We start from the raw sequence: 25,184 nt of genomic DNA on the forward strand, positions 1-25,184 counted from the left end.
CCTCGGCATCTAGAAAAGGAGATTCGACCAAATGGCACGCTTCTTTCGTAATCTCGCGTTTCTGGCCGCTACCGCGGTCGCTTTAACCACCAATGCCTTTGCCGCCAATCCGACGCCGCAGCGCGGCGGCACGGCATCCTTCGTGGTGGTGCCTGAGCCGCCCACCTTGCTGGCGCAGCTCAACACCGCAAGCCAGGTACAGCTTGTTGCCACCAAGATATTCGATGGTCTGTTCAATCTGGATAAGGATTTGAACCTGACGCCGGGCTTGGCGCTTTCCTACAAGCTGAGCGAAGACGGCAAGACCCTGAGTCTGCAGCTTCGCCCGAATGTGAAGTGGCATGACGGCAAGCCATTCACGTCCGAGGATGTGAAATACACCCTTGAGGAAGTGATCAAGAAATACCACCCGCGCGGCCGTTCTATCCTGGCCAATCTTGCTTCGGTGGATACCCCGTCTCCGCTGACGGCGGTTCTGAATTTTTCGGCGCCTTCGCTTTATGCGTTGAAGTCCTTTACCGGCCCGGAAATGCCGATCCTGCCCAAGCATATCTTCGATGGCAGCGATCCGCGCAGCAATCCGGCGGGCAATGCACCGATCGGCACCGGCCCGTTCAAGTTCGTCGAGTGGAAAAAGGGTCAGGAAATCCTGCTGGAGCGCAATCCCGATTATTGGGCTTCAGGCATGCCCTATCTGGATCGCCTGATCGTGCGCTTCATTCCGGATCCGTCGGCGCGTGCGGCGGCCTTCGAGAGCGGCGAGATCGATATCGCCGGCATGAACCCGATTCCGCTTACGGATCTGAAGCGCTATCGCGGCTTGAAGGATCTTGAGGTGCGCACGGATGGCTATGATGCCTTGGCGGGCATCATGTATTTCGAGTTCAACACGCGGTCGCCGAAATTCCAGGATGTGCGTGTCCGCAAGGCGATTGCCCATGCGATCAACCGCAAATTCATCGGCGACAACATCTGGTTCGGTCTTGGCAATCCGGTGAATTCCATCGTGCCGCAGGCATCCAAGGAATTCTACGACAGCAAATTAGCTGGCTATGCCTACGACAAGAAGAAAGCCGAGCAACTGCTCGATGAGGCCGGCCTGAAGAAGGGCGCCAATGGTTTCCGCATGGAAATCACCCATGATGTGATGCCCTTCGATGAGAATTACCAGCGCCTTGCACGCTATCTCAAGCAGGCATTGGCCGAGGTCGGCATCAACGTACAACTGCGCAATCAGGATTTTCCGAGCTGGTTGAAGCGGGTATACACCGAAAACGACTACGAAACTTCTGCCTACATTATTTTCGGCATGACGGATCCGGCCGTGGGCGTGCAGCGCATGTTCTGGGGGAAGAACATCATAAAGGGTGTGCCATTCTCCAATGCATCGGGCTATGCTAACCCCAAGGTGGATGAGTTGCTGGTTGCTGCGGGTGTTGCGCCGACCAATCAGCAGCGCATCGATCTTTGGAAGCAGGTTCAGTCCATTGCCATGGAAGAGCTTCCGATCATTCCCTTAGCCAATATTAATTACGCCACGGTTTTGCATAAGCGTTTGCAGGGCTATGGCAGCGATGGCTATGGTGTGTTCGGTTCCTTTGCCGATCTGTGGATATCCAAGTAACCACAGCGATTCCGCTAGTTGAGGTGTAGCCGCTTTGCAATCCATGCTTCGCCCCGTCATCACCAAGGTTTTCCGTCTGGCAATAACCATTGGGATGATCGCCATTATCAATTTTCTGGTGATTCATTCCACGCCAGGCGATGCCGTCGATGTGTTGGCGGGCGAAGCCGGGGTTGCAGATGCCGGCTACACCGCGGAACTGCGTCAGAAGTTCGGCTTGGATCAGCCGCTGCCGGTGCAACTGTTTCATTATATGTCGCGCTTGCTGCAATTCGATCTAGGCTATTCCTTCCGGCATAACATGCCGGTGATAGATCTGATCGCGGGCCGTATCGGGCCGACCATGCTGCTGGTCGGTACGGCCTTGTTCGGTGCGTTGCTGCTAGGGGTTGTTGCCGGCACAGTGGCCGCCTCCAGGCAAAACAGCCTGTTGGACTACACGATTTCCGTTCTTGCATTGGTGGGCTATGCAACGCCGATGTTCTGGCTGGGGCTGATGCTGGTGGTTCTTCTGGCGGTGGGCGGAGGCATTCTGCCGGCCAGCGGGATGACGACATCGGGATCCACGGCTACGGGATTGGCTTATCTGATCGATGTGTTGCGGCATCTCGTGTTGCCCGCGGTAACGCTCGGTTTATTCTATTTCGCCACCTATGCGCGGCTTGCCCGCGCTTCCGTGCTCGACGCTTTGAGCCAGGATTATATCCGCACGGCCCGTTCAAAGGGTTTGGCCGGCCATACGGTTCTGTTCCGCCACGCCTTGCGCAATGCCTTGTTGCCTGTGGCAACGATGTTTTCCCTGCAATTCGGTGCGGCATTGGGGGGCGCGGTTGTGGTGGAAGCCGTTTTCGCCTGGCCGGGCCTGGGGCGTCTTGCGTTCGAGGCCATCAGCCAACGCGACTATAATTTGCTGCAAGGCATCCTTTTCATGTCGAGCTTGCTGGTCATTGCCATCAATTTATTGACGGACTTCCTTTATACAGTGATCGATCCCCGAATCAGGAAGCGCGCATGATCGGGCAGACGCATTGGCTGCATCGTTTCCGGCGCCGCGGACCGGCCGTATTGGCGGCTGTTATCCTCGCCCTTCTCGCCATCATAGCAATATTCGGACCGGCGGTTTACGGTACCGATCCATGGTCGATGGTCGCCGCGCCATTCCTGGAACCGTTGGAGGAAAGCGAATATCTGCTGGGCACCGATGCATTGGGGCGAGATGTGGCGGCGGGGCTGATATACGGTGCGCGGCTTTCTTTGCTGATCGGCTTGGCGGCCAGCTGCGCGGCGATGATGATCGGCGTATTGCTGGGCGCGGTGGCGGGTTACTATCGCGGCGCGGCCGATGATTTCCTGATGCGCTGCACGGAAACCTTCCAGACCATACCTTCCTTCATTTTCCTGTTGGTTCTGGTCGCCATTGCCGGCCCGAGTACGGTTACCATCGTTATCGCCATTGCCTTGGTTTCCTGGCCCCCGATTGCCCGCCTCACGCGCGCGGAATTCCTCTCGCTGCGAGAGCGCGAATATGTGCAGGCCTGCATACTTTCCGGGATGGGCGATATGCGCATCATTTTCTTGCAAATCCTGCCCAATGCGATCACGCCGGTGGTGGTGATGGCTTCGATCCTGGTGGCGAATGCCATTCTGAGCGAGGCGGCCTTATCTTTCCTTGGCCTGGGCGACCCGAATCAGATCACCTGGGGGACGATGATAGGCGTGGGTCGCGAATCCCTGCGCACGGCGCCTTATCTTTGCGTATTGCCCGGTATCGCCATCTTCATCACCGTGTTGGCCATCAATTTGCTGGGCGATGGCATCAATGATGTGCTGAATCCACGCAGCAGTTCCTGACCATGGCGCAAACGGAAGATATGCAGGCACTACTGGACATACGGAACCTGACCGTGAACCTGCTGCGCAGCGGCGCTCCGGTCGATGTTTTGCAGGATGTCTCCTTCAGCATCCAGGCCGGGCGCGTGGTTGCCGTGGTTGGTGAGTCAGGTTGCGGCAAATCCATCACGGCGTCTTCGATTGTCGGCTTGCTGCCGCCGAGCATGCAGATCGCTTCTGGCCAGATTTCGTTCGATGGCGAGGATCTTGTGGGGGCATCCGAACGCCGCCTCCGGCAATTGCGCGCGAAAAGCATGGCGATGGTTTTCCAAGACCCCATGACATCGCTCAACCCTTTGATGACGATCGGGCGGCAATTGCAGGAGGCCGCAATCATGGCTTTCGGCTGCAGCACAGAGAAAGCCGACGAAATCGCGCTCTCCATGTTGCAGAAGGTAGGCATCCCAGATGCGGTAAGCCGATTGCAGGAATATCCGCACAGCCTGTCCGGCGGAATGCGGCAACGCGTTATGATTGCCATGGCGCTTTGCCGCAAGCCGAAATTGTTGATTGCCGATGAGCCGACTACGGCGTTGGATGTGACCATCCAGCTGCAGATTCTGCGTTTGCTTGCGGATTTGCAGGCAGAGCTGAGCCTTACCATTCTTATCATCACGCATAACTTGGGTGTTGTGGCGGAATTGGCTGACGATGTTGTGGTGATGTATGCCGGCAAAGTGGTGGAATCGGGTGGGGTGGATGAAATCCTGAAAACCCCGAAACATCCCTATACGCGGGCTCTGCTGGCGGCCACGCCGCGTTTCGCTATCGGACAGCCGCCCGAGCGTATCGCTTTCAAGGAAATCAAAGGCACGGTACCGGAACTCGGGAAGCGTGGCCCGGGCTGCCGCTTCGAGGCGCGCTGTCCGGCGTCGGAACCAGGCTGTGCCGCTTCGGCGCCTGAAACAGTTCGTATAACCGCCAGCCATATCGTGGCCTGCCGCTCCCGGGAGATGCTGCAATGAACGCCGCATCATTTGACCCGCTTGCAAAGCAGGATATTGGTGCACCCCAGGTTCCTGCGTTGGACGTTCGCGGATTAAGCGTGGATATAGCCACGTCGCGTGGCGTGCTGAATGCAGTGCGGGGCATCGATCTGAAGATACGGTCGGGGGAAACCCTTGCTTTGGTGGGGGAATCGGGTTGCGGTAAATCGACCGTTGCAAAAGCCATTACCGGCCTGCATGCGGTTACCAATGGCAGTGCGCATATTTGCGGCCATGAAGTAACGGCGTTGTCGCGCCGTCAATGGCGGCCGCTGCGCGCCCTCGTGCAGATGATTTTTCAAGATCCTTTCGCCTCGCTGAATCCGCGCAAGCGGATCGGTTCCATCCTGTCCGAAACGATGCGGGTGAATGGCGTGCCCAAACAGCAGGCCATGCAGCGCAGCGCGGAATTGCTGGAGCGGGTGGGGCTGCCGAAAACGGCGCTGCGCAGTTTTCCGCACGAATTCTCCGGCGGCCAGCGGCAGAGGATAGGCATAGCGCGTGCGCTGGCCTTGCAGCCGAGGCTGATCGTGTGCGATGAGCCGGTTTCCGCTTTGGATGTGTCGGTTCAGGGCCAGATCGTCAATCTGCTGATGGACCTGCAGAAGACCGAGAATGTGGCGTATCTTTTTATCTCGCATGACCTGTCGGTGGTACAGCAGATATCCGATCAGATCGCGGTCATGTATCTTGGCCGGATCGTGGAGGCTGGATCCCGTGAGGAGATATGGTCGGCGCCCAAGCATCCATACACCCGGGCCTTGATCGATTCGGTTCCCTCGCTGGATCGTCGCCGCAAGGATCTGTCATTGCGGCCGTACTTGGCCGGCGATTTGCCGAGCCCGTATAATCCGCCGAGCGGTTGCGCTTTCCGCACCCGTTGCGCAAAGGCGCAGGCGATCTGTTCCGATATCCGTCCGGAATTGCAATCGGCCGGCAGCAAGCATTTAGTGGCCTGTCATTTCAGTGATTGATTGCAGCTGGTCTTTGTAGAGATACAGATCAGCCGAGGGACATGGATTACATTCACGGAAGCATGTTGACCAGCATGCCTGGGCGCGGTATCGATTTCACATCCGATAGCTGCAAAGTTCTGGGCCCTGGATAACAACGGAACAAAATACCCGAATGCTCGCCAGATGAAGCGGTCAGTTGCAAAATCCAAAGTCAGCCCGCAGAAGCGTGGACGGCCTAAACGCGCCGATGCAGAGGCTGTGGGCCCAACACCTGTGCGGCGCGAACCATCTACCGGCATGGCGAGTGCCAGCAAGATGCTCTCCCTGCTCGATGCCTTTACGGTGGAACGCCCGACGCGCGACGTGGATGAATTGGCTAAATTCTACGGGCTGACGATTTCCACGATCTATCGTTATCTCAAGCTGTTGTGCGAATACGGTTTGCTGAGCTCGCTCGGCAATGGGGAATATAGCTTGGGTCCGCGCGCTATCGAGCTTGATCGACAAATACGGCTCTCCGACCCATTGCTGCAACTGGCGCCGCCCCATGCCCGTTATCTGCTGGGTCTGGTCGAGCATGGCGTGGTGGCAATATACAGCCTTTATGGCGATCGGCTGATTTCTTCCTACCAGCTTCGCAAGCCTGAAGCGTTGGATATCAGCTACGAGCGCGGCCGGCCGATGGGATTATTCCGCGGCTCGGCTGCCAAAGTGGTGCTCGCCAATTTGTCGAGAACGCGGTTGACCAGGATTTACGGCGAGCAGCATCAGGAGATCAAGGCTGCGGATATGGGTGAAAGCCTTAGCGTATTCCTGACCAAGCTCGGCGAGATCCGCCGGCAGCCGATTTTTGAAACGGCGGGAGAGTTGGATAAGCGCAGCCATGGTTTCGCAGCGCCGCTCTTCGATGCGGAGAAGCGCATCCTTGGCAGCTTCAACCTGATCATCCCGATCGAAGAAGCCGACAAGGTGGATCACGATAGCTTGCGCCATGCCGTGGCCAGGGAAGCCGCCGCGATGAACGCGGCAATCCAGAAGAAGCGCAAGGCCAAAGCCGCGATAGGGTGATGATGCCCGGCTGGGTACGGGCGGCGGCTTTGGAGCGGGTGAGGGGAATCGAACCCCCGTCGTAAGCTTGGGAAGCTTCTGCTCTACCATTGAGCTACACCCGCGTTCCGGGGCAGACAATAGCTGTCGGGCGAGCCGGTTTCAACGGCTGCCGGCGGCGATGTCGCCGGCCTCTATTCCGAACAGGGATTTCAGGCTCTTGGCGCCGGCATCGGTCAGGCGGACCGCTCGGCTGCCCTCTTGGCGCGTGATCCAGCCATGGTCGAAACAGTGGCTGGCAATCACCGCGCCCAGGCCGCCGGCCAGGTGCGGTACGCGCTCGCTCCAATCCAGGCAGGGCCGGGCAAAGCCGCGCCGCTGCCGGGCCACCGCATCCACATCAATATCAATCCTGGCCAGCAGCAGGCGGCCGGAATCGCTCACCAGATAGTCGTGGCCAGTGCTGTTGCCGTCGCTTCTGTCATGGCCGGGCAGCAGATGGCCGTTCAGCAACAGATGATCATGTATCTGCACACCCAGCCGGCCGGCCAGATGGTCGTAGCAGGTGCGGGCGCAGCGCAGCGCGCCGGTGAGGGCGGCATTATGCCGATGGCGCGGCAGCGGGCGCTCGCCGGCCAGCGCCATCAGGCTTTCGATGGCACAGGCCACCAGGCTGTTGGCCAGCCGGTAATAGCGGTGCCGGCCTTGCGCCAGCACGGTCAGCAGTTCGGCCGCCATCAACTTGCCGAGATGCCCGCTGGCGGTGGGTGCGGTCACGCCGGCGATGGCTGCAAGCTCCTTGGCCGTGCGGGCGCGGCCATCCATCAGCGCGCGCAGGATATTGGCGCGGGCAGGGTCGCCCAGCAGGGCGGCGATGGCGGCGAATTGCGGTTCGGCAGTGGTCATGGCGCTTCCCAATGAGTGGAAAGTCTAGTGCGGCGCCTGCAGGCGGTGCAATCGCCGATGCTTCGGTGCAGAGCGAAGCATCGGCCGCGGCGGCGGCGCTATACCGGCGCCATGAAGATATCAGACAGAACAGCCGCCCCTATGCATGCCCATGCCCTGAAATTGCAGCGCCCTGCCAGGCCGGTTTTTCGACATCATTTGCTGGCCCCGCTGTATGCGGCGATTTTCTGGTTGCTGGAGAAGCAACGGGGCTATGAGCGGCGCATCCAGTTGGTCGCGCTGGATGATGCCACGCTGCGGGATGTCGGCCTCAGCCGCAGCGATCTGCGGGCTGCGTTGAACAAATCGCTCTGGCGCTTTTAGGGTCAGATCGGAAAGATCAGGCAGGTGGTGGTGCCATGGGCATAGAGTTTGCCGTTGGCATCATAGATATGGCCTTCCGCCGTGCCGATCTGGCGTCCCACACTCACGGTTTTGCCGACGCAGAAAACCGGGCCGATGCTGTCTGAAATTCCGCGCACCAGATGCACGCGGTATTCCAGCGTGGTGTAGCCGAAGCCTTTTTTCAGGGTGGATTGCACGGCGCAGCTCATGGCGCTGTCCAGCATCGTGCCGGCAAAGCCGCCATGCACGCTGCCGATCGGATTGTAATGCTGGCGTTGCGGGCGGGCGGCGAATACCACCCGGCCTATTTCCGCCTCGTAAATCCACATATTCATCACTTCGGCAATCGGCGCGCCAGGCAGGCTGCCATCCATGATGCCGCGAAACAGCGCGATGCCGTCCATCGCGCGCAGGGTTTCCACCGGCAGGGTCTCGAAACGGAAACCGGTGGGCGCTTGCGCGTCAGCGGGGAAGGTGGGCGCGGCTTTGGCTTCGGCGGCGGGCATCGTCAGGTTTCCTCTCGCTGCATTCTTGGCCGGATCGGCAATTAAGTGTATATACACATAATTATGCAAGCTCGCAGACAAGGCAAGGCCCGTTCCGATGCGGTGGCGGGGCCCTCGGCGAACCAATCCGCGCCGCGGCATTTCCCGCCGCCCAAGCCGGATGGGCGGGAAATCTGTGCCTGTTTCATGGCGCGCCGTCTGGGCCGGCGGGTCACCTTGCTTTACGAGCGCCATATGGCACCTTTCGGGCTTAGCATCGGGCAGTTCAGTTTGCTGGGCATGGCGCTGGCGCTGCCCGATAGCCGCCTTTCCACCCTGGCCGAGGCGCTGGATATCGACCGCACCACGATCAGCCGCAATCTCGCCGGCCTGCTGCAGGCGGGGCTGGCCGAGTTGCGGCAAGGCGATGATCGCCGCCAGCGTCTGGTGCGCGCCACGCCTGCCGGCCGCGTGCTGTGGCGCCAGGCCTTGGCGGGTTGGCGCATTGCCCAGGATGAGGCACGCCGGCAGATGCAGGATTTCGACAGGCTGCTGATTGCTCTGGAAAAAGCCGGCGATGCGTTGCCAGGGCCCGCATCTGGCTGAATCCGTTAGGCTTTAGTCGAAATTGCGGGCGTTTGGCTTGGCCTCTGGCCGGTTTTGTGAATAATCCGGCCCTAACCATAGTCTAGGAGGAGAAGCGCCATGGCCGAGAACGAGCTGTTTCCGGTATCCGCCGATTGGGCCAAACGAGCCTGGATCGACAACGCAAAATACAAGGCGTTGTACGAGCGTTCGGTGGCCGATCCGGTGGGCTTCTGGGCCGAGCAGGGCAAGCGCATCGACTGGATCAAGCCCTATACTCAGGTGAAGGACGTGTCCTACGCCAAGGAAGACCTGCATATTCGCTGGTTCCATGATGGCGTGCTGAATGTTTCGGCCAATTGCATCGACCGTCATCTGGCAAAACGCGGCGACCAGACCGCCATCATCTGGGAGGGCGACGACCCCACCAAGTCCGAACACATCACCTACAAGCAACTGCATGCCGAAGTGTGCAAGCTTGCCAATGTGATGAAGGCCCATGGCGTCAAGAAGGGCGACCGTGTCACCATCTATCTGCCGATGATCCCGGCGGCGGCCTATGCCATGCTGGCCTGCGCGCGTATCGGCGCCATCCACAGCGTGGTGTTCGGCGGCTTTTCGCCCGACAGCCTGGCCAACCGCATCCAGGATTGCGACAGCCAGTTCATCATCACCGCCGATGAAGGCCTGCGCGGCGGCCGCCCGGTGCCGCTGAAGGCCAATACCGATGCGGCGCTGAAAACCTGCCCCAATGTGCGCAACGTGCTGGTGGTGAAACATACCGGCGGCAAGATCGGTTGGGAGGCCGGCCGCGATATCTGGCTGCACGAGGAAGCCGCCAAGGTGGCGGCCGATTGCCCGCCCGAGCCGATGAATGCGGAAGATCCGCTGTTCATCCTCTACACTTCGGGCTCCACCGGCAAACCCAAGGGCGTGCTGCATACCGGCGGCGGCTATCTGGTCTATGCCTCGATGACGCACCAGTATGTGTTCGATTATCACGATGGCGACATCTACTGGTGCACCGCCGATGTGGGCTGGGTCACCGGCCACAGCTATATCCTCTATGGCCCGCTCAGCAACGGCGCCACCACGCTGATGTTCGAGGGCGTGCCGAACTACCCCGATGCCTCGCGCTTCTGGCAGGTGATCGACAAGCACAAGGTCAACATCTTCTACACCGCGCCCACAGCCATTAGGGCTTTGATGCGCGAAGGCGAAGCGCCGGTGCAGAAGACCAGCCGCGCCTCGCTGCGCCTGCTGGGTTCGGTGGGTGAGCCGATCAATCCGGAAGCCTGGCTGTGGTATCACCGCGTGGTGGGCGACAATCGCTGCCCCATCGTGGATACCTGGTGGCAGACCGAAACCGGCGGCATCCTGATTTCGCCGCTGCCCGGCGCCATCGCGCAAAAGCCGGGTTCGGCCACCTTGCCGTTCTTCGGCGTGACGCCGGAAATCGTCGATGGCGAAGGCAAGCTGCTGCATGGCGCCACCGAAGGCAATCTGTGCATCGCCGATAGCTGGCCGGGCCAGATGCGCACGGTCTATGGCGACCATCAGCGTTTCATCGAAACCTATTTCAGCACCTTCCCGGGCAAGTATTTCACCGGCGATGGCTGCCGCCGCGATGCCGATGGCTATTACTGGATCACCGGGCGCGTGGACGATGTGATCAACGTATCCGGCCATCGCATGGGTACGGCGGAAGTGGAAAGCGCGCTGGTGGCTCATGCCAAGGTGGCCGAGGCCGCCGTGGTGGGTTATCCGCACGACATCAAGGGCCAGGGCATCTATGCCTATGTCACGCTCAAGGCCGGCATCGCCGCCACCGATGAATTGCGCGCCGAACTGGTGAAGCATGTGCGCACGTTGATCGGCCCGATCGCCACGCCGGACCTGATCCAATGGGCGCCGGGCCTGCCGAAAACCCGCTCGGGCAAGATCATGCGCCGCATCCTGCGCAAGATCGCCGAGAATGAATTCGGCGCACTGGGCGATACATCCACGCTCGCCGACCCGGCGGTGGTGAACGACCTGATCGACAATCGGCAGAATAAGCGCTGATTTTTGGAGGCGGCGCGGCCAGCCTAATGCCTGGCCGCGCCGACCGGATCGAAATACGTGGCGATGGTTTTGGCGATCTGGCGATCCAATGCGCGGTATTTCACCGCGATCATGCCATCCTCGCCGGCGCGCACCACTTCGGCTTCGGCATCGAAGCCCAGCATGATCTTGGGATTCTTGATGCGCACGGTCAGCCGCAGTTGCTGGCCGGCCTGCACCTGAGCCGAGCAGGGGCCGAATAGCAGGCCGATGGCGCTCCAGTTGCGCAAGTTGGCCTTCATGCCTTCCAGCACAACATGGTCTTCCGGGCCGCACATGGTGCGCGGCGCACGGCGCTGTTCGCTGGCCTTCAGCCGGCCGATCAACGCATCGATCAATTCCAGCATGCGTTCGCGGCGATGCTCCGATACCAGGCCATGTTTTGCGGCCTGTTCGCGCAGGGCATTGGCCATTTCCAGCTTTTCCGCCTGGCTGCTGGTGGGGTCGGTGAAGTCCTTGTCGAGATCGCGATGCTCCAGCAGATAGAAGGCGTATTTCTGCAAGATGTCGCGCGGGCTGGGCCCCACGGCCTGTTCCAGCAGCAGCAAGGCCTGCATCAGCTTGGGTGCCGAGAAAGCGCCGGCAATCAGGCGGGCCAGATTCTCCCGCGTCACCAACCGGCGCATGCGCTGTTCGATCAGCATGTCGGCCTGCAATGCCATGGGCAGCGTGGCGTCTTGATGCAGCAGATCGTAGATTTCCCGAGTGGCACGGAATTCGGCGCCGGGCTCGTCGCTCACCAGCGGCACGCCGGTATCCAGCAGGCGACGGATCAACTGCAACACGGCGAAGCGCAGCGCCGGCATCGGCGTGTTCAGCATCAACGCGCCAAGCTTCTGTGCCGGCTCGGTCACCGGTTCGCCCTCTGACAGCGCATAGCGTTTGTCCAGCAGGCTCAGCAATTGCCGCAGGCGGTGCGCCGGGCTTTGCGCTTTGCCCAGCAATTCCGGCACGGCGGTGCGGATCAGCAGAATTTCCGCCAGCGCCAGATCCAATGCCATCAGCGCCTGGGCCGGTGCGCTCGGCCGGTCGGGCGGGCCGATCAGGTTGAAGCAGCGTTCGGCCTTGTCGGTCCAGGACGCGGTGAGGGTCAGATGCCTGGCCAGGGCCGCATAGGCCGGCCGGCGGTCGCTGGCGGCGGCCAGTTGATCCAGGGTGGCGGCATCCAGCGGGGCGGGGGGCAATGCCTTCTCGATGGCGATCAACTGCTCCAGGCCGCTGGCGCAAAGTTTCATCAGAAACAGGCTGCGTTCGCGCAACAGGCTGCCCGGGGCAACCTTGCCTGCCACGCCCCCGGTCTGGCGTACTGCTTGCGACTGGCCCACCGCCACTTTCTGGATCAGCCCGGCAAACTGCATCTCGCCGGCTTCCATGATCAGCCGGGCCTGCCCGCTATTGCTAAGCAATTCCAATGGGATAAGTTTATTTTCCTCGAGATGGTCGCGGCAGATCTGGGCGATCAGGGCCCGGCCGCGCTCGTTATAGAGGTCGGCCACGCTCTCGCAGACATACATACTGTCAGCGCTGCCGGAGGCGCTTGCCTGGGGTGAAATCGCCGGATTGTTCATCATCTGGCAGAAAATCAGAATCGCTTCGCTGCTGCCAGTCCGAATTGATCCGATGTTGATTCAACCACAGGATTTATTCGTTCCGAAGCGGCTATGCGCCGGCCAGCTCTGCATTGGCCAGCTCTGCATTGGCCGGTTCACACCTTCCATCAATCCAGTTTCACCGCCGTGCCATTGGCGGTCACCATCAGCAAGGTGCGATCTCCGCCGCCGCCGATGGCTTCATAGTCCAAATCGATACCAACGATGGCATTGGCGCCCAGCTTGGCGGCATGTTTGGCCATGTCTTGCAGCGCTTCCTGCTTGGCGTCGTTCAGCACGCCTTCATAGCTCTTGGTGCGGCCGCCCACGATATCGCGCACGCCGGCGAAGAAATCCTTGAAAATATTGGTGCCCATCACGGTTTCGCCGGAAACCACACCCAGATAGCCGACAATGCGGCGGCCTTCGACGGAATCGGTGGTGGTCATGATCATCGGTCTGAATCCCCGGTTATGGTTATGGCGGCCCAGTATAGCCCAAGCCGCCAGCCCAGGCAGCCGCCTTGATTTCGCCCAACTGCGCGGTTATCCCAGGATTATGAGCAAGAGCATGTCACGTATCATGGATCGCCGCCGTATCCTGCTGGCCGCTGCCGCCTCCGTTGCCGGGGTTGCCTTGCTGGCTCGCCCGGGGCTGGCCAATACCGGCGACGACAAGGCGGATTTGCAACGCATCGCCGATTATTTCAACGGTGTGCGCAGCCTGCAGGGCCGTTTTCTGCAGGTCGCCCCCGATGGCGGCGCCTCGGAAGGCCAGCTGCATATGCGCCGGCCCGGTCGCTTCCGCTTCGAATACGATCCCCCGGCGCCTCAGCAGCCCTCGCCTCTGCTGATCGTGTCGGATGGCAGTTTCATCACCATGGAAGACCGCCAGCTGAAGTCGGTGGATAAGCTGCCGCTCACCTCCACCCCGCTGGATATCCTGGTGCGCGACCGGGTTTCGTTCGACGATCCCAAGCTGAAGGTGTCGCGCCTGGAGCGTGGCGCCGGCATCCTGCGGGTTACCCTGGCCGATGCCGCCAAGCCCCAGGATGGCCGCATCGTGCTGGCTTTTACCGACCGGCCGCTGCAATTCACCGGCTGGACCGTGGTGGATGGCCAGGGCCAGCCCACCACGATTTCGCTCTCGAAACTGGATTTCAATCCCGAGCTGCCCGACAGCCTGTTCGAGTATGGCCCCCGCCCGGCCCAGATGCGCGAGTTGCAGCGCCGCCGTTAGGCTTGTTAACAAATTGTAATGCCTTGTGAATATCGGGCCGCCGGAAGCCTGCCCGGCGACCGGAACTTTTGTCGAAAACCCGGTGACTTCGGAACTGCAAAGGTTGCGGCCTTGGTGAAGGCTGCTATAACCTCGCTCGCACTTCGATCCAAGAACAACCGAGGCATTCGCCACCGGTCTTTTTCCCGCCGGTCCAATTCCCGAAGGTCCGCATGAATATTCATGAATACCAGGCCAAGAGCCTGCTTGCTAAATATGGCGTCGCGGTCCCCCGCGGCGGCGTGGCATTCACCCCCGATGAGGCGGTTTCGGTCGCCCGCGAGCTGGGCGGCCCGGTCTGGGTCGTGAAGGCCCAGATCCATGCCGGCGGTCGCGGCAAGGGCGGCGGCGTGAAGGTGGTGAAATCCATCGATGCGGTTCAGGAAACCGCGAAAAACATGCTGGGCATGACGCTGGTCACTCATCAGACCGGCCCCGAAGGCAAGCTGGTGAAGCGCCTCTATGTCGAGGAAGGCTGCGACATCAAGCGGGAGCTGTATCTCGGCCTGCTGATCGACCGCGCCACTTCGCGCGTCACCGTGATGGCCTCCACCGAGGGTGGGATGGACATCGAGGAAGTGGCCGCCAAGCATCCCAAGAAGATTTTCAAGCTGGCCATCGACCCGGTTACCGGCCTGCAGCCCTTCCATGCCCGCAAGATCGCCTTCGCGCTGAAGCTGAAGGACAAGCAGGTGGGTGCGGCGGTGAAGTTCCTCACCGCGATGTATCAGGCTTTCGTGGCGCTGGATGCCTCGATCGTCGAGATCAACCCGCTGGTGGTGACCGGCGCCGGCGACCTGATCGCGCTGGATGCCAAGATGAACTTCGACGACAACGCGCTGTTCCGCCACAAGGATGTGGCCGAGATGCGCGACCCTGACGAAGAAGATCCGTCCGAACTGGAAGCCGCCAAGTACGAACTCAACTACGTGAAGCTGGACGGCAAGATCGGCTGCATGGTGAATGGCGCCGGCCTGGCGATGGCCACCATGGACATCATCAAGCTGTATGGTTCCGAGCCCGCCAACTTCCTCGATGTGGGCGGCGGCGCCACCAAGGAACGCGTTACCGCAGCCTTCAAGATCATTCTCAAGGATCCCAATGTGAAGGGCATCCTGGTGAACATCTTCGGCGGCATCATGCGCTGCGACGTGATCGCCGAGGGCGTGATCGCTGCGGCCCGCGAAGTAAAGCTCGCCGTGCCGCTTGTTGTTCGCCTCGAGGGCACTAATGTTGATTTGGGCAAGAAGATCATGGCCGAGAGCGGCCTGCCGATCATCTCTGCCGACAATTTGGCTGATGCCGCCCAAAAGGTGGTGAAGGCCGTGAAGGAGGCCGCGTAATGGCTGTTCTCGTCAACAAGGACACCAAGGTCATCTGCCAGGGCATTACCGGCTCGCAGGGCACCTTCCATACCGAACAAGCCATTGCCTACGGCACCAAGATGGTTGGCGGCGTCACGCCCGGCAAGGGCGGCAGCCAGCATCTGGGCCTGCCGGTCTTCGATACCGTGGCCGATGCCGTGAAGAAGACCAAGGCCAGCGCCAGCGTCATTTATGTGCCGCCGCCGTTCGCCGCCGATTCGATCCTGGAAGCGATCGACGCCCAGCTCAAGCTGGTGGTCTGCATCACCGAAGGCATCCCGGTGCTGGACATGGTGCGCGTGAAGCGCGCTCTGGCCGGCAGCAAGACCCGCCTGATCGGCCCCAATTGCCCCGGCATCATCACGCCCGGCGAATGCAAGATCGGCATCATGCCCGGCCATATCCATCGTCGCGGCAAGGTGGGCATCGTGTCGCGTTCCGGCACGCTGACCTATGAAGCCGTGGCGCAGACCACGGCGGCCGGCCTGGGCCAGACCACCTGCATCGGCATCGGTGGCGATCCGGTGAACGGCACCAATTTCATCGACTGCCTGGACATGTTCCTCAAGGATCCCGAGACCGAGGCGATCATCATGATCGGCGAGATCGGCGGTTCGGCCGAGGAAGATGCCGCGGCCTTCCTGAAGAAGAGCAAGGTGAAGAAGCCCACGGTGGGTTTCATCGCTGGCCGCACGGCGCCTCCGGGCCGCCGCATGGGCCATGCCGGCGCGATCATTTCCGGCGGCAAGGGCGATGCTGGCACCAAGCTCGAGGCCATGCGCTCCGCCGGTATCCGGGTTTCCGAAAGCCCGGCCGCGCTTGGTACCACTCTGGTTGATCTGTTGAACGGAAAGTAACGGCAAAACTCCAAGAGGGCGGCGCCGGCCAACAAGCGGCGCCGCGAAAAGCCCCATGACGGCGCAGCTCGAACGCACCCAGTTCCTCTACGGCGGCAATTCCAGCTTCGTGGAGGAGCTCTACGCCAAGTTCGTCGCCGATCCCAACAGCGTGGATGCCTCCTGGCGCGAATTCTTCGGCGCGCTGGGCGACAGTTTCGCCAGCCCGGCCCAGGCCAAGAGCCAGCCGAGCTGGCAGCCCAATCCGCCGCTGGTGCAGCTTGAGGACGAAGGCCTGCTGGGCAGCCAGGGCAAGGCCGCCAAGGCTGCCGAAAAGGCCTTGAAGGGCGGTGCCTCCGCTGCCGATGCCCGTGCCGCCGCGCTGGATACCATCCGCGCTGCCATGCTGATCCGCAATTACCGCATCCGTGGCCATCTGATGGCCAACCTGGACCCGCTGGGCATCCAGGCGCCGGGCGCGCATCCCGAGCTGGAACCGCAATCCTATGGCTTCACCGAAGCCGACATGGACCGGCCGATCTTCATCGATTTCATGCTGGGCTTGGAAACCGCCTCGTTGCGCGAAATCCTGGAAATCCTGCGCCGCACCTATTGCTCCACCATCGGCGTGGAGTTCATGCATATCTATCACCAGGAACAGAAGGCCTGGATCCAGCAGCGCATCGAGGGCCGCGACAAGGAAGTGCACTTCACCGACGAGGGCAAGCGCGCGATCCTGAACAAGCTGGTGGAAGCCGAGATTTTCGAGCGCTTCTGCCACATGAAGTTCACCGGCACCAAGCGTTTCGGCCTGGAAGGCGGCGAAGCGCTGATCCCGGCGCTGGAAGCCATCATCAAGCGCGGCGGCCAGCTCGGCCTGAAGGATATCGAGCTGGGCATGCCGCATCGCGGCCGCCTCAACCTGCTCGGCAATGTGATGGCCAAGCCCTATCGCGCCATCTTCTCCGAATTCAAGGGCATGGCCTATCACCCGGATGATTTCCAGGGTTCGGGCGATGTGAAGTATCACTTGGGCGTGTCGTCGGATCGTGAATTCGATGGCAACAAGGTGCATCTATCGCTGGCCGCCAATCCCTCGCATCTGGAAATCATCAATCCGGTCTGCCTGGGCAAGTCGCGCGCCAAGCAGACCCAGTTGGGCGATATCGAGCGCGAGCAGGTGCTCACCGTGCTGCTGCATGGCGATGCGGCTTTTGCCGGCCAGGGCGTGGTGGCGGAATGCTTCGCGCTTTCCGAGCTGCGCGGCTATCGCACCGGCGGCACCATCCATATCATCGTGAACAACCAGATCGGTTTCACCACCAATCCCAGCTATTCGCGTTCCTCGCCCTATCCGTCGGATGGCGCCAAGGTGGTGCAGGCGCCGATCTTCCATGTGAATGGCGACGATCCGGAAGCGGTGACCCATGTGGCGAAGATCGCCATCGAGTTCCGCCAGATGTTCAAGAAGGATGTGGTGATCGACCTGTTCTGTTATCGCCGCCACGGCCATAACGAGACCGACGATCCGTCCTTCACCCAGCCGATCATGTATCGCACCATCGCCAGCCATCCCACCACGCGGCAGCTTTATGCCAAGCGCCTGGTGGAAGAGGGCACCATCAGCGAGGCCGGTGCCGAAGGCATGGTGACCGATTTCCAGAATCGGCTGGAAGAAGAACTGGAAGCCTCCAAGTCGTTCAAGCCCAACAAGGCGGATTGGCTGGAAGGCAAATGGACCGGCCTGGAAATCGCCTCGGGCGACGAACGTCGCGGCACCACGGCGGTGGAGCTGGATGCGCTGCGCAAGGTGGGCGAAGCCATCACCACCGTGCCGGACGGTTTCAATATCCACAAGACGCTGACTCGCCAGCTGGCCGCCAAGAAGGCTGCCATCGATGCCGGCGAAGGCATCGACTGGGCCACGGCGGAAGCGCTGGCTTTCGGCTCGCTGATGCTGGAAGGCTATGGCGTGCGCCTGTCGGGCCAGGATTGCGGTCGCGGCACCTTCTCGCAGCGCCACAGCGTCTGGCATGACCAGCAGACCGAAGAGCGCTATGTGCCGCTCAATCATATCAAGGAAGGCCAGGCCAATTACGAGGTGATCGACAGCCTGCTGTCGGAAGCCGCCGTGCTCGGCTACGAATACGGCTACAGCCTGGCCGAGCCGAATACCCTGGTGATGTGGGAAGGCCAGTTCGGCGATTTCGCCAATGGCGCCCAGGTGGTGTTCGACCAGTTCATCTCGTCGGGCGAAGCCAAGTGGATGCGCATGTCGGGCCTGGCCGTGCTGTTGCCGCATGGCTATGAGGGCCAGGGGCCTGAGCATAGTTCGGCCCGCCTGGAGCGGTATCTCCAGCTCTGCGCCGAAGACAACATGCAGGTGGCCAATTGCAGCACGCCGGCCAATTACTTCCACATCCTGCGCCGGCAGCTGCACCGCAAGTTCCGCAAGCCGCTGATCCTGATGACGCCGAAATCGCTGCTGCGTCACAAGCTGGCGGTGTCCAAGCTGGCCGATATGGGCCCGGGCACCACCTTCCACCGCGTGCTGTGGGACGACAAGCAGCCCAGCACGGACGACAAGATCAAGCGCATCGTGGTCTGCACCGGCAAGGTCTATTACGACCTGTTCGAGGAGCGCGAGAAGCGTGAATTGAAGGATACCGTGATCCTGCGCGTCGAGCAGCTCTATCCGTTCCCGCACAAGGCGCTGGTGGCCGAGATGGGCCGCTACAAGAATGCCAAGACCGTGGTGTGGGCCCAGGAAGAGCCGAAGAACATGGGTGCCTGGACTTTCGTCGAGCCGCATCTGGAGAAGGTCCAGATCGAACTCGGCCTCAAGGCCAAGCGTCCGATCTATGCCGGTCGGGTGGAAGCCGCTTCGCCCGCCACCGGCCTGATGAGCAAGCATAATCAGCAACAGGCTAAGCTGGTGGACGATGCCCTGACCGCCTGAGCGGTCTTGGCATCACGCCGGCGCATCACGAATTAGACAGAGGAATGCATCATGGCTGTTGAAATCCGCGTGCCGCAATTGGCCGAATCGATCTCCGAAGCCACGGTTGGCAAATGGTCGGTGAAGGCCGGCGACAGCGTCGCTCGCGACCAGTTGCTGGTGGAACTGGAGACCGACAAGGTCACGGTCGAGGTGAATGCGCCGGAAGCCGGCAGCGTTGGCGAAATCCTGGCCGCCGAGGGCGCCACCGTCACGGTGGGCGCCCTGCTGGCCACGATCACTGCCGGCGCTGGCGGTGCCAAGGCCGCTGCCGCGCCTGCCAAGCCGGCGCCCGCTGCTGCCCCGGCTCCTGCACCGGCGCCTGCTGCCGCCCCGGCTGCTGCAGCCGGCAAGGCCGCTGGCCAGCCGCTGCCGGCTGCCGCCAAACTGGCTGCCGAGAATAACGTGAATGTTTCCGGCGTGTCCGGCTCCGGCAAGGATGGCCGGGTCACCAAGGGCGATGTGGCTGCCCTGCTGGCTTCTGGCCCCGCGCCGGCTGCCGCCAAGCCGGCGGCGCCTTCGGGCCCGCGTGCCAATGCCGAGCGCGAAGAGCGCCAGCGCATGTCCAAGCTGCGCCAGGTGATCGCCCGCCGCCTGAAGGAGGCGCAGAACACCGCCGCCATGCTCACCACCTTCAACGAGGTGGACATGAGCGCGCTGATGGCTGCCCGCAAGCAATATGTCGATGGCTTCGAGAAGAAGCACGGCGTGCGTCTCGGCTTCATGTCGTTCTTCGTGAAGGCCTGCGTGCAGGCGCTGAAGGAATTCCCGGCGGTGAATGCCGAGATCGACGGCGAAGACATCGTTTTCAAGAATTACTTCAACATCGGTTGCGCGGTTTCCACGCCCACCGGCCTGGTGGTTCCGGTGATCCGCGATGCCGATCAGCAGTCTTTCGCCGGCATTGAAAAGACCATCTCCGATCTCGGCAAGCGCGCCCGCGATGGCAAGCTCGGCATCGACGAGTTGCAGGGCGGCAGCTTCAGCATCACTAATGGCGGCGTGTTCGGCTCGCTGATGAGCACCCCGATCATCAACCCGCCGCAATCGGCCATCCTGGGCATGCACAAGATCCAGGATCGTCCGATGGCCGTTGGCGGCCAGGTGGTGATCCGCCCGATGATGTATCTGGCGCTGAGCTACGATCACCGCATCATCGATGGCCGCGAGGCGGTCAGCTTCCTGGTGCGCGTGAAGGAAAGCATCGAAGATCCGCAGCGCCTGCTGTTCGAGGTGTGATCCGATGAGCGAACAAGCTTTCGATATCGTTGTTGTCGGCGCCGGCCCTGGCGGTTACACCGCTGCCATCCGGGCGGCGCAGTTGGGCTTCTCTGTTGCCTGCATCGAGAAGGATCCGGGTCTCGGCGGCACCTGCACCAATGTGGGCTGCATTCCGTCCAAGGCTTTGCTGCATTCCTCCGAGCTGTATCACGAAGCCGCTCATGGCTTCGCGCAGCATGGCATCACCGTTGGCAAGCTCGGTCTCGATCTGCCGGCCATGATGGCGCAGAAACAGAGCGTGGTTACGTCGTCCAACAAGGGCATCGAATTCCTGTTCAAGAAGAACAAGATCACGTGGTTCAAGGGCGAGGGCAGCCTGCTGGGCGGCGGAAAGGTGCAGGTCGGCGAAGATACGCTGAGCGCCAAGCATATCATTCTGGCGCCGGGCTCCGAAGTGACCCCGCTGCCGGGCATCGATATCGATGAAGACAAGGTGGTGTCGTCCACCGGCGCGCTCAAGCTGGCTGCCGTGCCGAAGACCATGGTGGTGATCGGCGGCGGCGTGATCGGCCTCGAATTGGGTTCGGTCTGGAGCCGCCTGGGCGCCGAAGTGACAGTGGTGGAATTCCTCGACCGCATCCTGCCCACCAATGATGGTGAAGTGTCCAAGCAGATGCAGCGCGTGCTGGCCAAGCAGGGCATGAAGTTCAAGCTCGGCACCAAGGTCACGGCTGCCAAGGCCTCCAAGAAGGGCGTCACGCTTACCGTGGCGCCGGCAGCGGGCGGCGATGCCGAAGAGATCGCGGCCGATGTGGTGCTGGTCTCGATCGGTCGCCGGCCCTACACCAAGGGTCTCGGCCTGGGCAAGGCCGGCGTGGAGCTGGATGAACGCGGTCGCATCAAGGTGGACGATCATTTCGCCACCACGGCGCCGGGCGTCTATGCCATCGGCGACTGCATCCGTGGCGCCATGCTGGCGCACAAGGCGGAGGAAGAGGGCGTGGTGCTGGCCGAAATGCTGGCCGGCCAGAAGCCGCATATCAACTACGATGCCATTCCCGGCGTGGTCTATACCTGGCCTGAAGTGGCCAGCGTGGGCAAAACCGAGGAAGAGCTCAAGGCTGCCGGCGTGCAATACAAGGCGGGCAAATTCCCCTTCACGGCGAATGCCCGCGCCCGCGCCATGACCATGACCGACGGTTTCGTGAAGATCCTCGAGGATGCGGCCACCCAGAAAATCGTGGGTTGCCATATCATCGGCGCCGATGCCGGCCATATCCTGCAGGAAGTGGTGCTGGCCATCGAATTCGGCGCGTCGGCGGAGGATATCTACCGCACCGTGCATTCCCATCCGGCTCTGAGCGAGGCGGTGAAGGAAGCGGCTCTCGCGGTGGATGGTCGCGCCATCAACATCTGAGTTGAAGCCTTGTTGAATTAAGGGCGCCGCCGGTGTCAGTATGGCACCGGTGAAGGGGCCCTTATGACGCAATTCATGCAGAATGCATTCGGCCGGACCGGCGAGCGGCTCGAAACCAGCGAATTGTTCCGCGAGATTCCGGCGCCGGTCGATCCGCGTTGCCAGGCGATGGCGGCGTTATGGGTTGAGTTATGCCCGGCCGACAGTCTGCCCGCGCGATCGGATTTCACCTTCGAGCGCCTGCAGGCCATCGGCGTGCTCGGCAATACTTTCGTGATCGAACCGATCGGTGCGCATGCCGTGTATGGCATCGATTGGCGCTATCGCCTGATGGGCACCAATATCGCTTGGATGTTCGGCTCCGATCCCACCGGGCTGCCCTTCTCCGAACATTTCCTGCCCGATGAAGCCCGCGTCTGCATCGATTTTTCCAACCAGGTGGCGGCGTCGCGCAAACCGGTCTTCCTGATGGGCAAACTGCGTTCCGGCGATTACAGCGGCACGCTGGAAACCATGTCGCTGCCCGTGCTGGCGCCCGATGGCGAAGCCGTCTGGCTGCTCGGCGTCAGCTTCGCCGCCATCGACAAGGGGTGAGCCTCAGAGCAACCCGGCGATCACGCGGTCCGGCGGGGCATGGCCGTCGGCGAAGGTCTTGATGTTGATGATCACCTTCTCGCCCATGTCGACGCGGCCTTCCAGGGTTGCCGAGCCCATATGCGGCAGCAGCACCACGTTTTTCAATTCCAGCAGCTTCGGATTCACCGAAGGCTCATGCTCGAATACGTCCAGGCCGGCGCCGGCAATCTCGCTCTTGCGCAGTTTGCGGATCAGGGCGTTCTCGTCGATCACCTCGCCGCGCGCGGTGTTGACCAGATAGGCATGCGGCTGCAGCAGGTCGAGCCGGCGCGCCGAGAGCAGATGGAAGGTGGCCGGCGTGTGCGGGCAGTTCACCGAGATGATGTCCATGCGCGCCAACATCTGGTCCAGGCTCTCCCAATAGGTGGCCTCCAGTTCCTGCTCCACGCTTTCATGCACGCGCTTGCGGTTATGGTAATGGATCGACAGGCCGAAAGCCTTGGCGCGGCGGGCCAGTGCCTGGCCGATGCGGCCCATGCCGATGATGCCGAGCCGTTTGCCCCAGATGCGCTGGCCGAGCATCCAGGTGGGCGACCAGCCAGACCATTCGCCGCCGCTGTTGCGCAGCGCGTTGGCGCCTTCGATCAGCCGGCGCGGCACGGCCAGGATCAAGGCCATGGTCATGTCGGCGGTATCTTCGGTCAGCACGCCGGGGGTGTTGGTCACGGTCACGCCGCGTTGGCGGGCGGCGGCCAGATCGATATGGTCCACGCCGGTGCCGAAATTGGCGATCAGGCGGAAATTCGGGCCGGCATGGGCCAGCACGGCGCCGTCGATGCGGTCGGTAAGGGTGGGCACGAGCACGTCGGCGGTTTTCACCGCCTCGATCAGTTCGGCCTGGCTGAGCGGCTTGTCGGCCAGGTTCAGCTTGGCATCGAACAGCTCCATCATCCGGGTTTCGATCGGATCCGGCAGCTTGCGGGTGACAACCACCAGCGGGCGTTTTTTCTGAGTCGGCATGCGGTTCAATCCGGCGCGATTAGGGCTGTACCCCAGGCCTGCCCCCCCGGACGTATCCTTCTGGGCCTATCCTTGTGGGCGTATCCTTCGCGTCTTGCTTAGCAGATTGGCGGGCCGGAAACAAACGGCCAGACCGCATCGTTTAAGCGGATTCGGGGCATTCCTGCCCCGAATCCCGCCAGTTCCCCTTACTGAACGTCCAGGCTTGGCTTACTGAACGTAAAGGGGCATATACGAGCGGATGGATTTTTCCAGCTCCGCGTCCAGATCATTCATGGCCAAGCGGATCAGGTCGTGGATCAGCCGGTCGCGATCATTCAGCGTGGCCTTTTCGCTCAGCGTGTTGGCGCGCTTGGCCGAGGCAGCCGCCTCGCCCACCTTGAAGCCGCGGGCATCGCGCAACTCCACCGCCATTTCCACGCTCACCTCGAAGCGGGCAACCTGGTCGGTAGTGAAATTGCCGCGCAGGCCGGGCGTCTTGGCAATGTCCTGCTCGATCACGCTGGCATCTTTGATCACGACACGCAGGCTGTTGGGCTGGCTGTTATCCAGGCGCACCCGGTCGCGCACCCAGCGTTCGGCCACCCGGGCCGGCGGCTGCGGCAACAGATGCTCGATATGAGGATCCTGGAAGCTGGGCTTGAATTCGGTGATCGTATCCACGCTGCCGGCAGCGAAAGTCAGCACCGGGCGATGCGCGAAGCTGATTTCCGGCAACACCAGGCGCTCCGGTTCCGGCGTCTGGCAGCCGGTCAGGGCCAGCGGCAAGCCCAGGGACAGGCCCAGCGCGGCGCGCATGAGGCTGCGCCGGTTGAACGCGGCTTTGGGCGAAGATTCGGGCGAAGAAATAGTCTGGAGCGGCAAAATCTCGGTCCGCATGGCGGCTACTCCCATTGGCGATTATGGACAATCAAGCTAGGCCCATAGCTAGGGGGCCGAATGGGGCGATTTCAAGGCTTTTAAGAGGAAATTTCCGCCAAATTCGCTGGATCGAACCGGTATTGCCGGTTGCAGAACTGGCAATTCGCGGCGATCACCCCGTCTTCCACGATGGCCGCGATTTCTTCCGTCGTGAAAGACCCCAGCACGCCGGCCAGCCGCTCGGCGCTGCAGGTGCAGCGCGGCGCCAGCGGCTTGGCTTCGAAAACCCGCACGCCGTCTTCATGGAACAGGCGATAGAGCAGATCGTTGGGCGACAATTCCGGGCTGGTCAATTCGTCGGCCTTGGCGGTCTGGGTCAGGGCGGTCACGCGGTCCCAGGCATCGGCGCGGTCTTCCGGGGTGAGGGCGGCATCCATGCCGGTGGTTTGTCCCGGTGCCTGTTCTGGCAATTGCTGCACCAGTATGCCGCCGGCCCGCCAGCGCCAGCGCCCCAACCGGTCCGGTCGCCGCTTGGCCGCCAGTATGACGCGGGCATTCAACTGTTCGGATTGCGCGAAATAGGCATGGGCAGCATCGGCCAGGCTGGCGCCGCTCAAATCCACGATGCCCTGATAGCGCTCCATATCCTCGCCATAGGGATCGATGGTGAAGGCCAGATAGCCCTTGCCCAGCAGCAGCGGCACCAGTTCGGCGCCCGGCCCGATGCTCAGGCCCAGCAGGCGGTCGGCATCGAAGCCGGCATAGCCGCGCAGGCCATGCGGTTGCACGCCATCCTCGCCGCTGCGGCAATCGGCCACCAGGGTGGAAACCGGCCCGTCGCCTTTGGCCTGCAGGCTGAACACACCCTCGAATTTCAGCGCCGTGGCCATGGTGGCGGCCAGCGTCATCGCCTCGGCCAGCAGACGCGCCACCGGCTCGGGATAGCCATGGCGCTCCAGCACGCCATCCACGGTCGGGCCCAGCCGCACCAGGCGGCCGCGCACGTCGCAATGCTCCACCTGAAAGGGGAGGGAAAGGTCGTCGGGCAAGCTCACGCC

The 25,184-nt window shown here is 61.8% G+C and carries 23 protein-coding genes and 1 tRNA gene; 16 read left to right on the top strand and 8 right to left on the bottom strand.

Annotated features, from left to right (window positions below; all coding sequences use genetic code 11):
- The first annotated feature begins 31 nt into the window (after positions 1 to 31).
- The 6 genes from KF827_RS00290 (at position 32) to KF827_RS00315 (ending at position 6,524) form a co-directional block, all read left to right on the top strand.
- Positions 32 to 1,624 carry an ABC transporter substrate-binding protein gene (locus KF827_RS00290; protein WP_290997888.1) on the top strand — a complete coding sequence of 531 codons (1,593 nt, stop codon included), beginning with the start codon at positions 32 to 34 and terminating at the stop codon, positions 1,622 to 1,624.
- A 43-nt stretch (positions 1,625 to 1,667) separates the two neighbouring features.
- The gene (locus KF827_RS00295; protein WP_290997891.1) at positions 1,668 to 2,639 is read left to right on the top strand and encodes an ABC transporter permease; all 972 of its coding nucleotides are present in this window, start codon (positions 1,668 to 1,670) and stop codon (positions 2,637 to 2,639) included.
- Complete coding sequence (locus tag KF827_RS00300; RefSeq protein ID WP_290997896.1) at positions 2,636 to 3,475, top strand: ABC transporter permease; 840 nt, start codon at positions 2,636 to 2,638, stop codon at positions 3,473 to 3,475. The genes KF827_RS00295 and KF827_RS00300 overlap by 4 nt, the downstream gene beginning before the upstream one ends.
- A gap of 2 nt (positions 3,476 to 3,477) precedes the next feature.
- The gene (locus tag KF827_RS00305; RefSeq protein ID WP_290997900.1) at positions 3,478 to 4,479 is read left to right on the top strand and encodes an ABC transporter ATP-binding protein; all 1,002 of its coding nucleotides are present in this window, start codon (positions 3,478 to 3,480) and stop codon (positions 4,477 to 4,479) included.
- An 80-nt stretch (positions 4,480 to 4,559) separates the two neighbouring features.
- Entirely contained in the window at positions 4,560 to 5,474 is a 915-nt protein-coding gene (locus KF827_RS00310; protein WP_290997903.1) for an ABC transporter ATP-binding protein, read from the top strand.
- 279 nt (positions 5,475 to 5,753) lie between these two features.
- The gene (locus KF827_RS00315; protein ID WP_290997906.1) at positions 5,754 to 6,524 is read left to right on the top strand and encodes an IclR family transcriptional regulator; all 771 of its coding nucleotides are present in this window, start codon (positions 5,754 to 5,756) and stop codon (positions 6,522 to 6,524) included.
- A 30-nt stretch (positions 6,525 to 6,554) separates the two neighbouring features.
- Here KF827_RS00315 and KF827_RS00320 read toward each other — a convergent pair.
- Positions 6,555 to 6,628 (bottom strand) — tRNA-Gly (locus KF827_RS00320).
- Between the two features lie 37 nt (positions 6,629 to 6,665).
- Complete coding sequence (locus KF827_RS00325) at positions 6,666 to 7,409, bottom strand: helix-turn-helix transcriptional regulator (protein ID WP_290997909.1); 744 nt, start codon at positions 7,407 to 7,409, stop codon at positions 6,666 to 6,668.
- A 141-nt stretch (positions 7,410 to 7,550) separates the two neighbouring features.
- Here KF827_RS00325 and KF827_RS00330 point away from each other — a divergent pair, with 141 nt between their 5' ends.
- Positions 7,551 to 7,772 carry a DUF1127 domain-containing protein gene (locus tag KF827_RS00330; protein WP_290997912.1) on the top strand — a complete coding sequence of 74 codons (222 nt, stop codon included), beginning with the start codon at positions 7,551 to 7,553 and terminating at the stop codon, positions 7,770 to 7,772.
- A gap of 2 nt (positions 7,773 to 7,774) precedes the next feature.
- Here the strand turns inward: KF827_RS00330 and KF827_RS00335 are convergent, their stop codons facing one another.
- On the bottom strand, positions 7,775 to 8,299 hold the full coding sequence (locus KF827_RS00335; protein ID WP_290997915.1) for a PaaI family thioesterase: 525 nt from the start codon (positions 8,297 to 8,299) through the stop codon (positions 7,775 to 7,777).
- A gap of 186 nt (positions 8,300 to 8,485) precedes the next feature.
- Between KF827_RS00335 and KF827_RS00340 the strand changes: the two genes are divergently transcribed.
- Together KF827_RS00340 and acs are read left to right on the top strand one after the other, a co-directional pair.
- Positions 8,486 to 8,884, top strand: coding sequence for a MarR family transcriptional regulator (locus KF827_RS00340; RefSeq protein ID WP_290997918.1), 399 nt, complete (start codon positions 8,486 to 8,488; stop codon positions 8,882 to 8,884).
- A 99-nt stretch (positions 8,885 to 8,983) separates the two neighbouring features.
- Positions 8,984 to 10,927: an acetate--CoA ligase gene (gene acs, locus KF827_RS00345; RefSeq protein WP_290997922.1), complete on the top strand. Its 1,944-nt coding sequence runs from the start codon at positions 8,984 to 8,986 to the stop codon at positions 10,925 to 10,927.
- 23 nt (positions 10,928 to 10,950) lie between these two features.
- On the opposite strand, the gene KF827_RS00350 is transcribed toward acs, so the two are convergent.
- Together KF827_RS00350 and KF827_RS00355 are read right to left on the bottom strand one after the other, a co-directional pair.
- A complete protein-coding gene (locus KF827_RS00350; RefSeq protein ID WP_290997927.1) occupies positions 10,951 to 12,537 on the bottom strand; it encodes a hypothetical protein in 1,587 nt (528 codons plus the stop codon).
- Positions 12,538 to 12,683: 146 nt separating this feature from the next.
- Positions 12,684 to 13,010 carry a YbjQ family protein gene (locus KF827_RS00355; RefSeq protein ID WP_290997930.1) on the bottom strand — a complete coding sequence of 109 codons (327 nt, stop codon included), beginning with the start codon at positions 13,008 to 13,010 and terminating at the stop codon, positions 12,684 to 12,686.
- Positions 13,011 to 13,125: 115 nt separating this feature from the next.
- Here KF827_RS00355 and KF827_RS00360 point away from each other — a divergent pair, with 115 nt between their 5' ends.
- The 7 genes from KF827_RS00360 to KF827_RS00390 all read left to right on the top strand — a co-directional run bounded on the left by KF827_RS00360 (position 13,126) and on the right by KF827_RS00390 (position 22,263).
- The gene (locus KF827_RS00360) at positions 13,126 to 13,794 is read left to right on the top strand and encodes an outer membrane lipoprotein carrier protein LolA (protein ID WP_290997933.1); all 669 of its coding nucleotides are present in this window, start codon (positions 13,126 to 13,128) and stop codon (positions 13,792 to 13,794) included.
- Between the two features lie 212 nt (positions 13,795 to 14,006).
- Positions 14,007 to 15,176 (top strand): ADP-forming succinate--CoA ligase subunit beta, encoded by a 1,170-nt coding sequence (gene sucC / locus KF827_RS00365; RefSeq protein ID WP_290997936.1) that lies wholly within the window; start codon positions 14,007 to 14,009, stop codon positions 15,174 to 15,176.
- Positions 15,176 to 16,054: a succinate--CoA ligase subunit alpha gene (gene sucD / locus KF827_RS00370; protein WP_290997939.1), complete on the top strand. Its 879-nt coding sequence runs from the start codon at positions 15,176 to 15,178 to the stop codon at positions 16,052 to 16,054. Before sucC ends, sucD begins: the two co-directional genes overlap by 1 nt.
- A gap of 55 nt (positions 16,055 to 16,109) precedes the next feature.
- Complete coding sequence (locus KF827_RS00375) at positions 16,110 to 18,992, top strand: 2-oxoglutarate dehydrogenase E1 component (protein ID WP_290997941.1); 2,883 nt, start codon at positions 16,110 to 16,112, stop codon at positions 18,990 to 18,992.
- A gap of 51 nt (positions 18,993 to 19,043) precedes the next feature.
- Complete coding sequence (gene odhB, locus KF827_RS00380) at positions 19,044 to 20,270, top strand: 2-oxoglutarate dehydrogenase complex dihydrolipoyllysine-residue succinyltransferase (RefSeq protein WP_290997944.1); 1,227 nt, start codon at positions 19,044 to 19,046, stop codon at positions 20,268 to 20,270.
- Between the two features lie 4 nt (positions 20,271 to 20,274).
- Entirely contained in the window at positions 20,275 to 21,669 is a 1,395-nt protein-coding gene (lpdA, locus tag KF827_RS00385; RefSeq protein WP_290997947.1) for a dihydrolipoyl dehydrogenase, read from the top strand.
- Between the two features lie 63 nt (positions 21,670 to 21,732).
- Positions 21,733 to 22,263: a PAS domain-containing protein gene (locus KF827_RS00390; RefSeq protein WP_290997950.1), complete on the top strand. Its 531-nt coding sequence runs from the start codon at positions 21,733 to 21,735 to the stop codon at positions 22,261 to 22,263.
- Positions 22,264 to 22,266: 3 nt separating this feature from the next.
- Here KF827_RS00390 and KF827_RS00395 read toward each other — a convergent pair whose 3' ends face one another.
- The 3 genes from KF827_RS00395 to KF827_RS00405 all read right to left on the bottom strand — a co-directional run bounded on the left by KF827_RS00395 (position 22,267) and on the right by KF827_RS00405 (position 25,181).
- Positions 22,267 to 23,265: a D-glycerate dehydrogenase gene (locus KF827_RS00395; protein WP_290997953.1), complete on the bottom strand. Its 999-nt coding sequence runs from the start codon at positions 23,263 to 23,265 to the stop codon at positions 22,267 to 22,269.
- 210 nt (positions 23,266 to 23,475) lie between these two features.
- Positions 23,476 to 24,063 carry a hypothetical protein gene (locus KF827_RS00400; protein ID WP_290997957.1) on the bottom strand — a complete coding sequence of 196 codons (588 nt, stop codon included), beginning with the start codon at positions 24,061 to 24,063 and terminating at the stop codon, positions 23,476 to 23,478.
- 161 nt (positions 24,064 to 24,224) lie between these two features.
- Positions 24,225 to 25,181 (bottom strand): Hsp33 family molecular chaperone HslO, encoded by a 957-nt coding sequence (locus KF827_RS00405; protein ID WP_290997960.1) that lies wholly within the window; start codon positions 25,179 to 25,181, stop codon positions 24,225 to 24,227.
- Positions 25,182 to 25,184 lie beyond the last annotated feature (3 nt).

The organism is Ferrovibrio sp., assembly GCF_019636075.1.
Classification (GTDB): domain Bacteria; phylum Pseudomonadota; class Alphaproteobacteria; order Ferrovibrionales; family Ferrovibrionaceae; genus Ferrovibrio.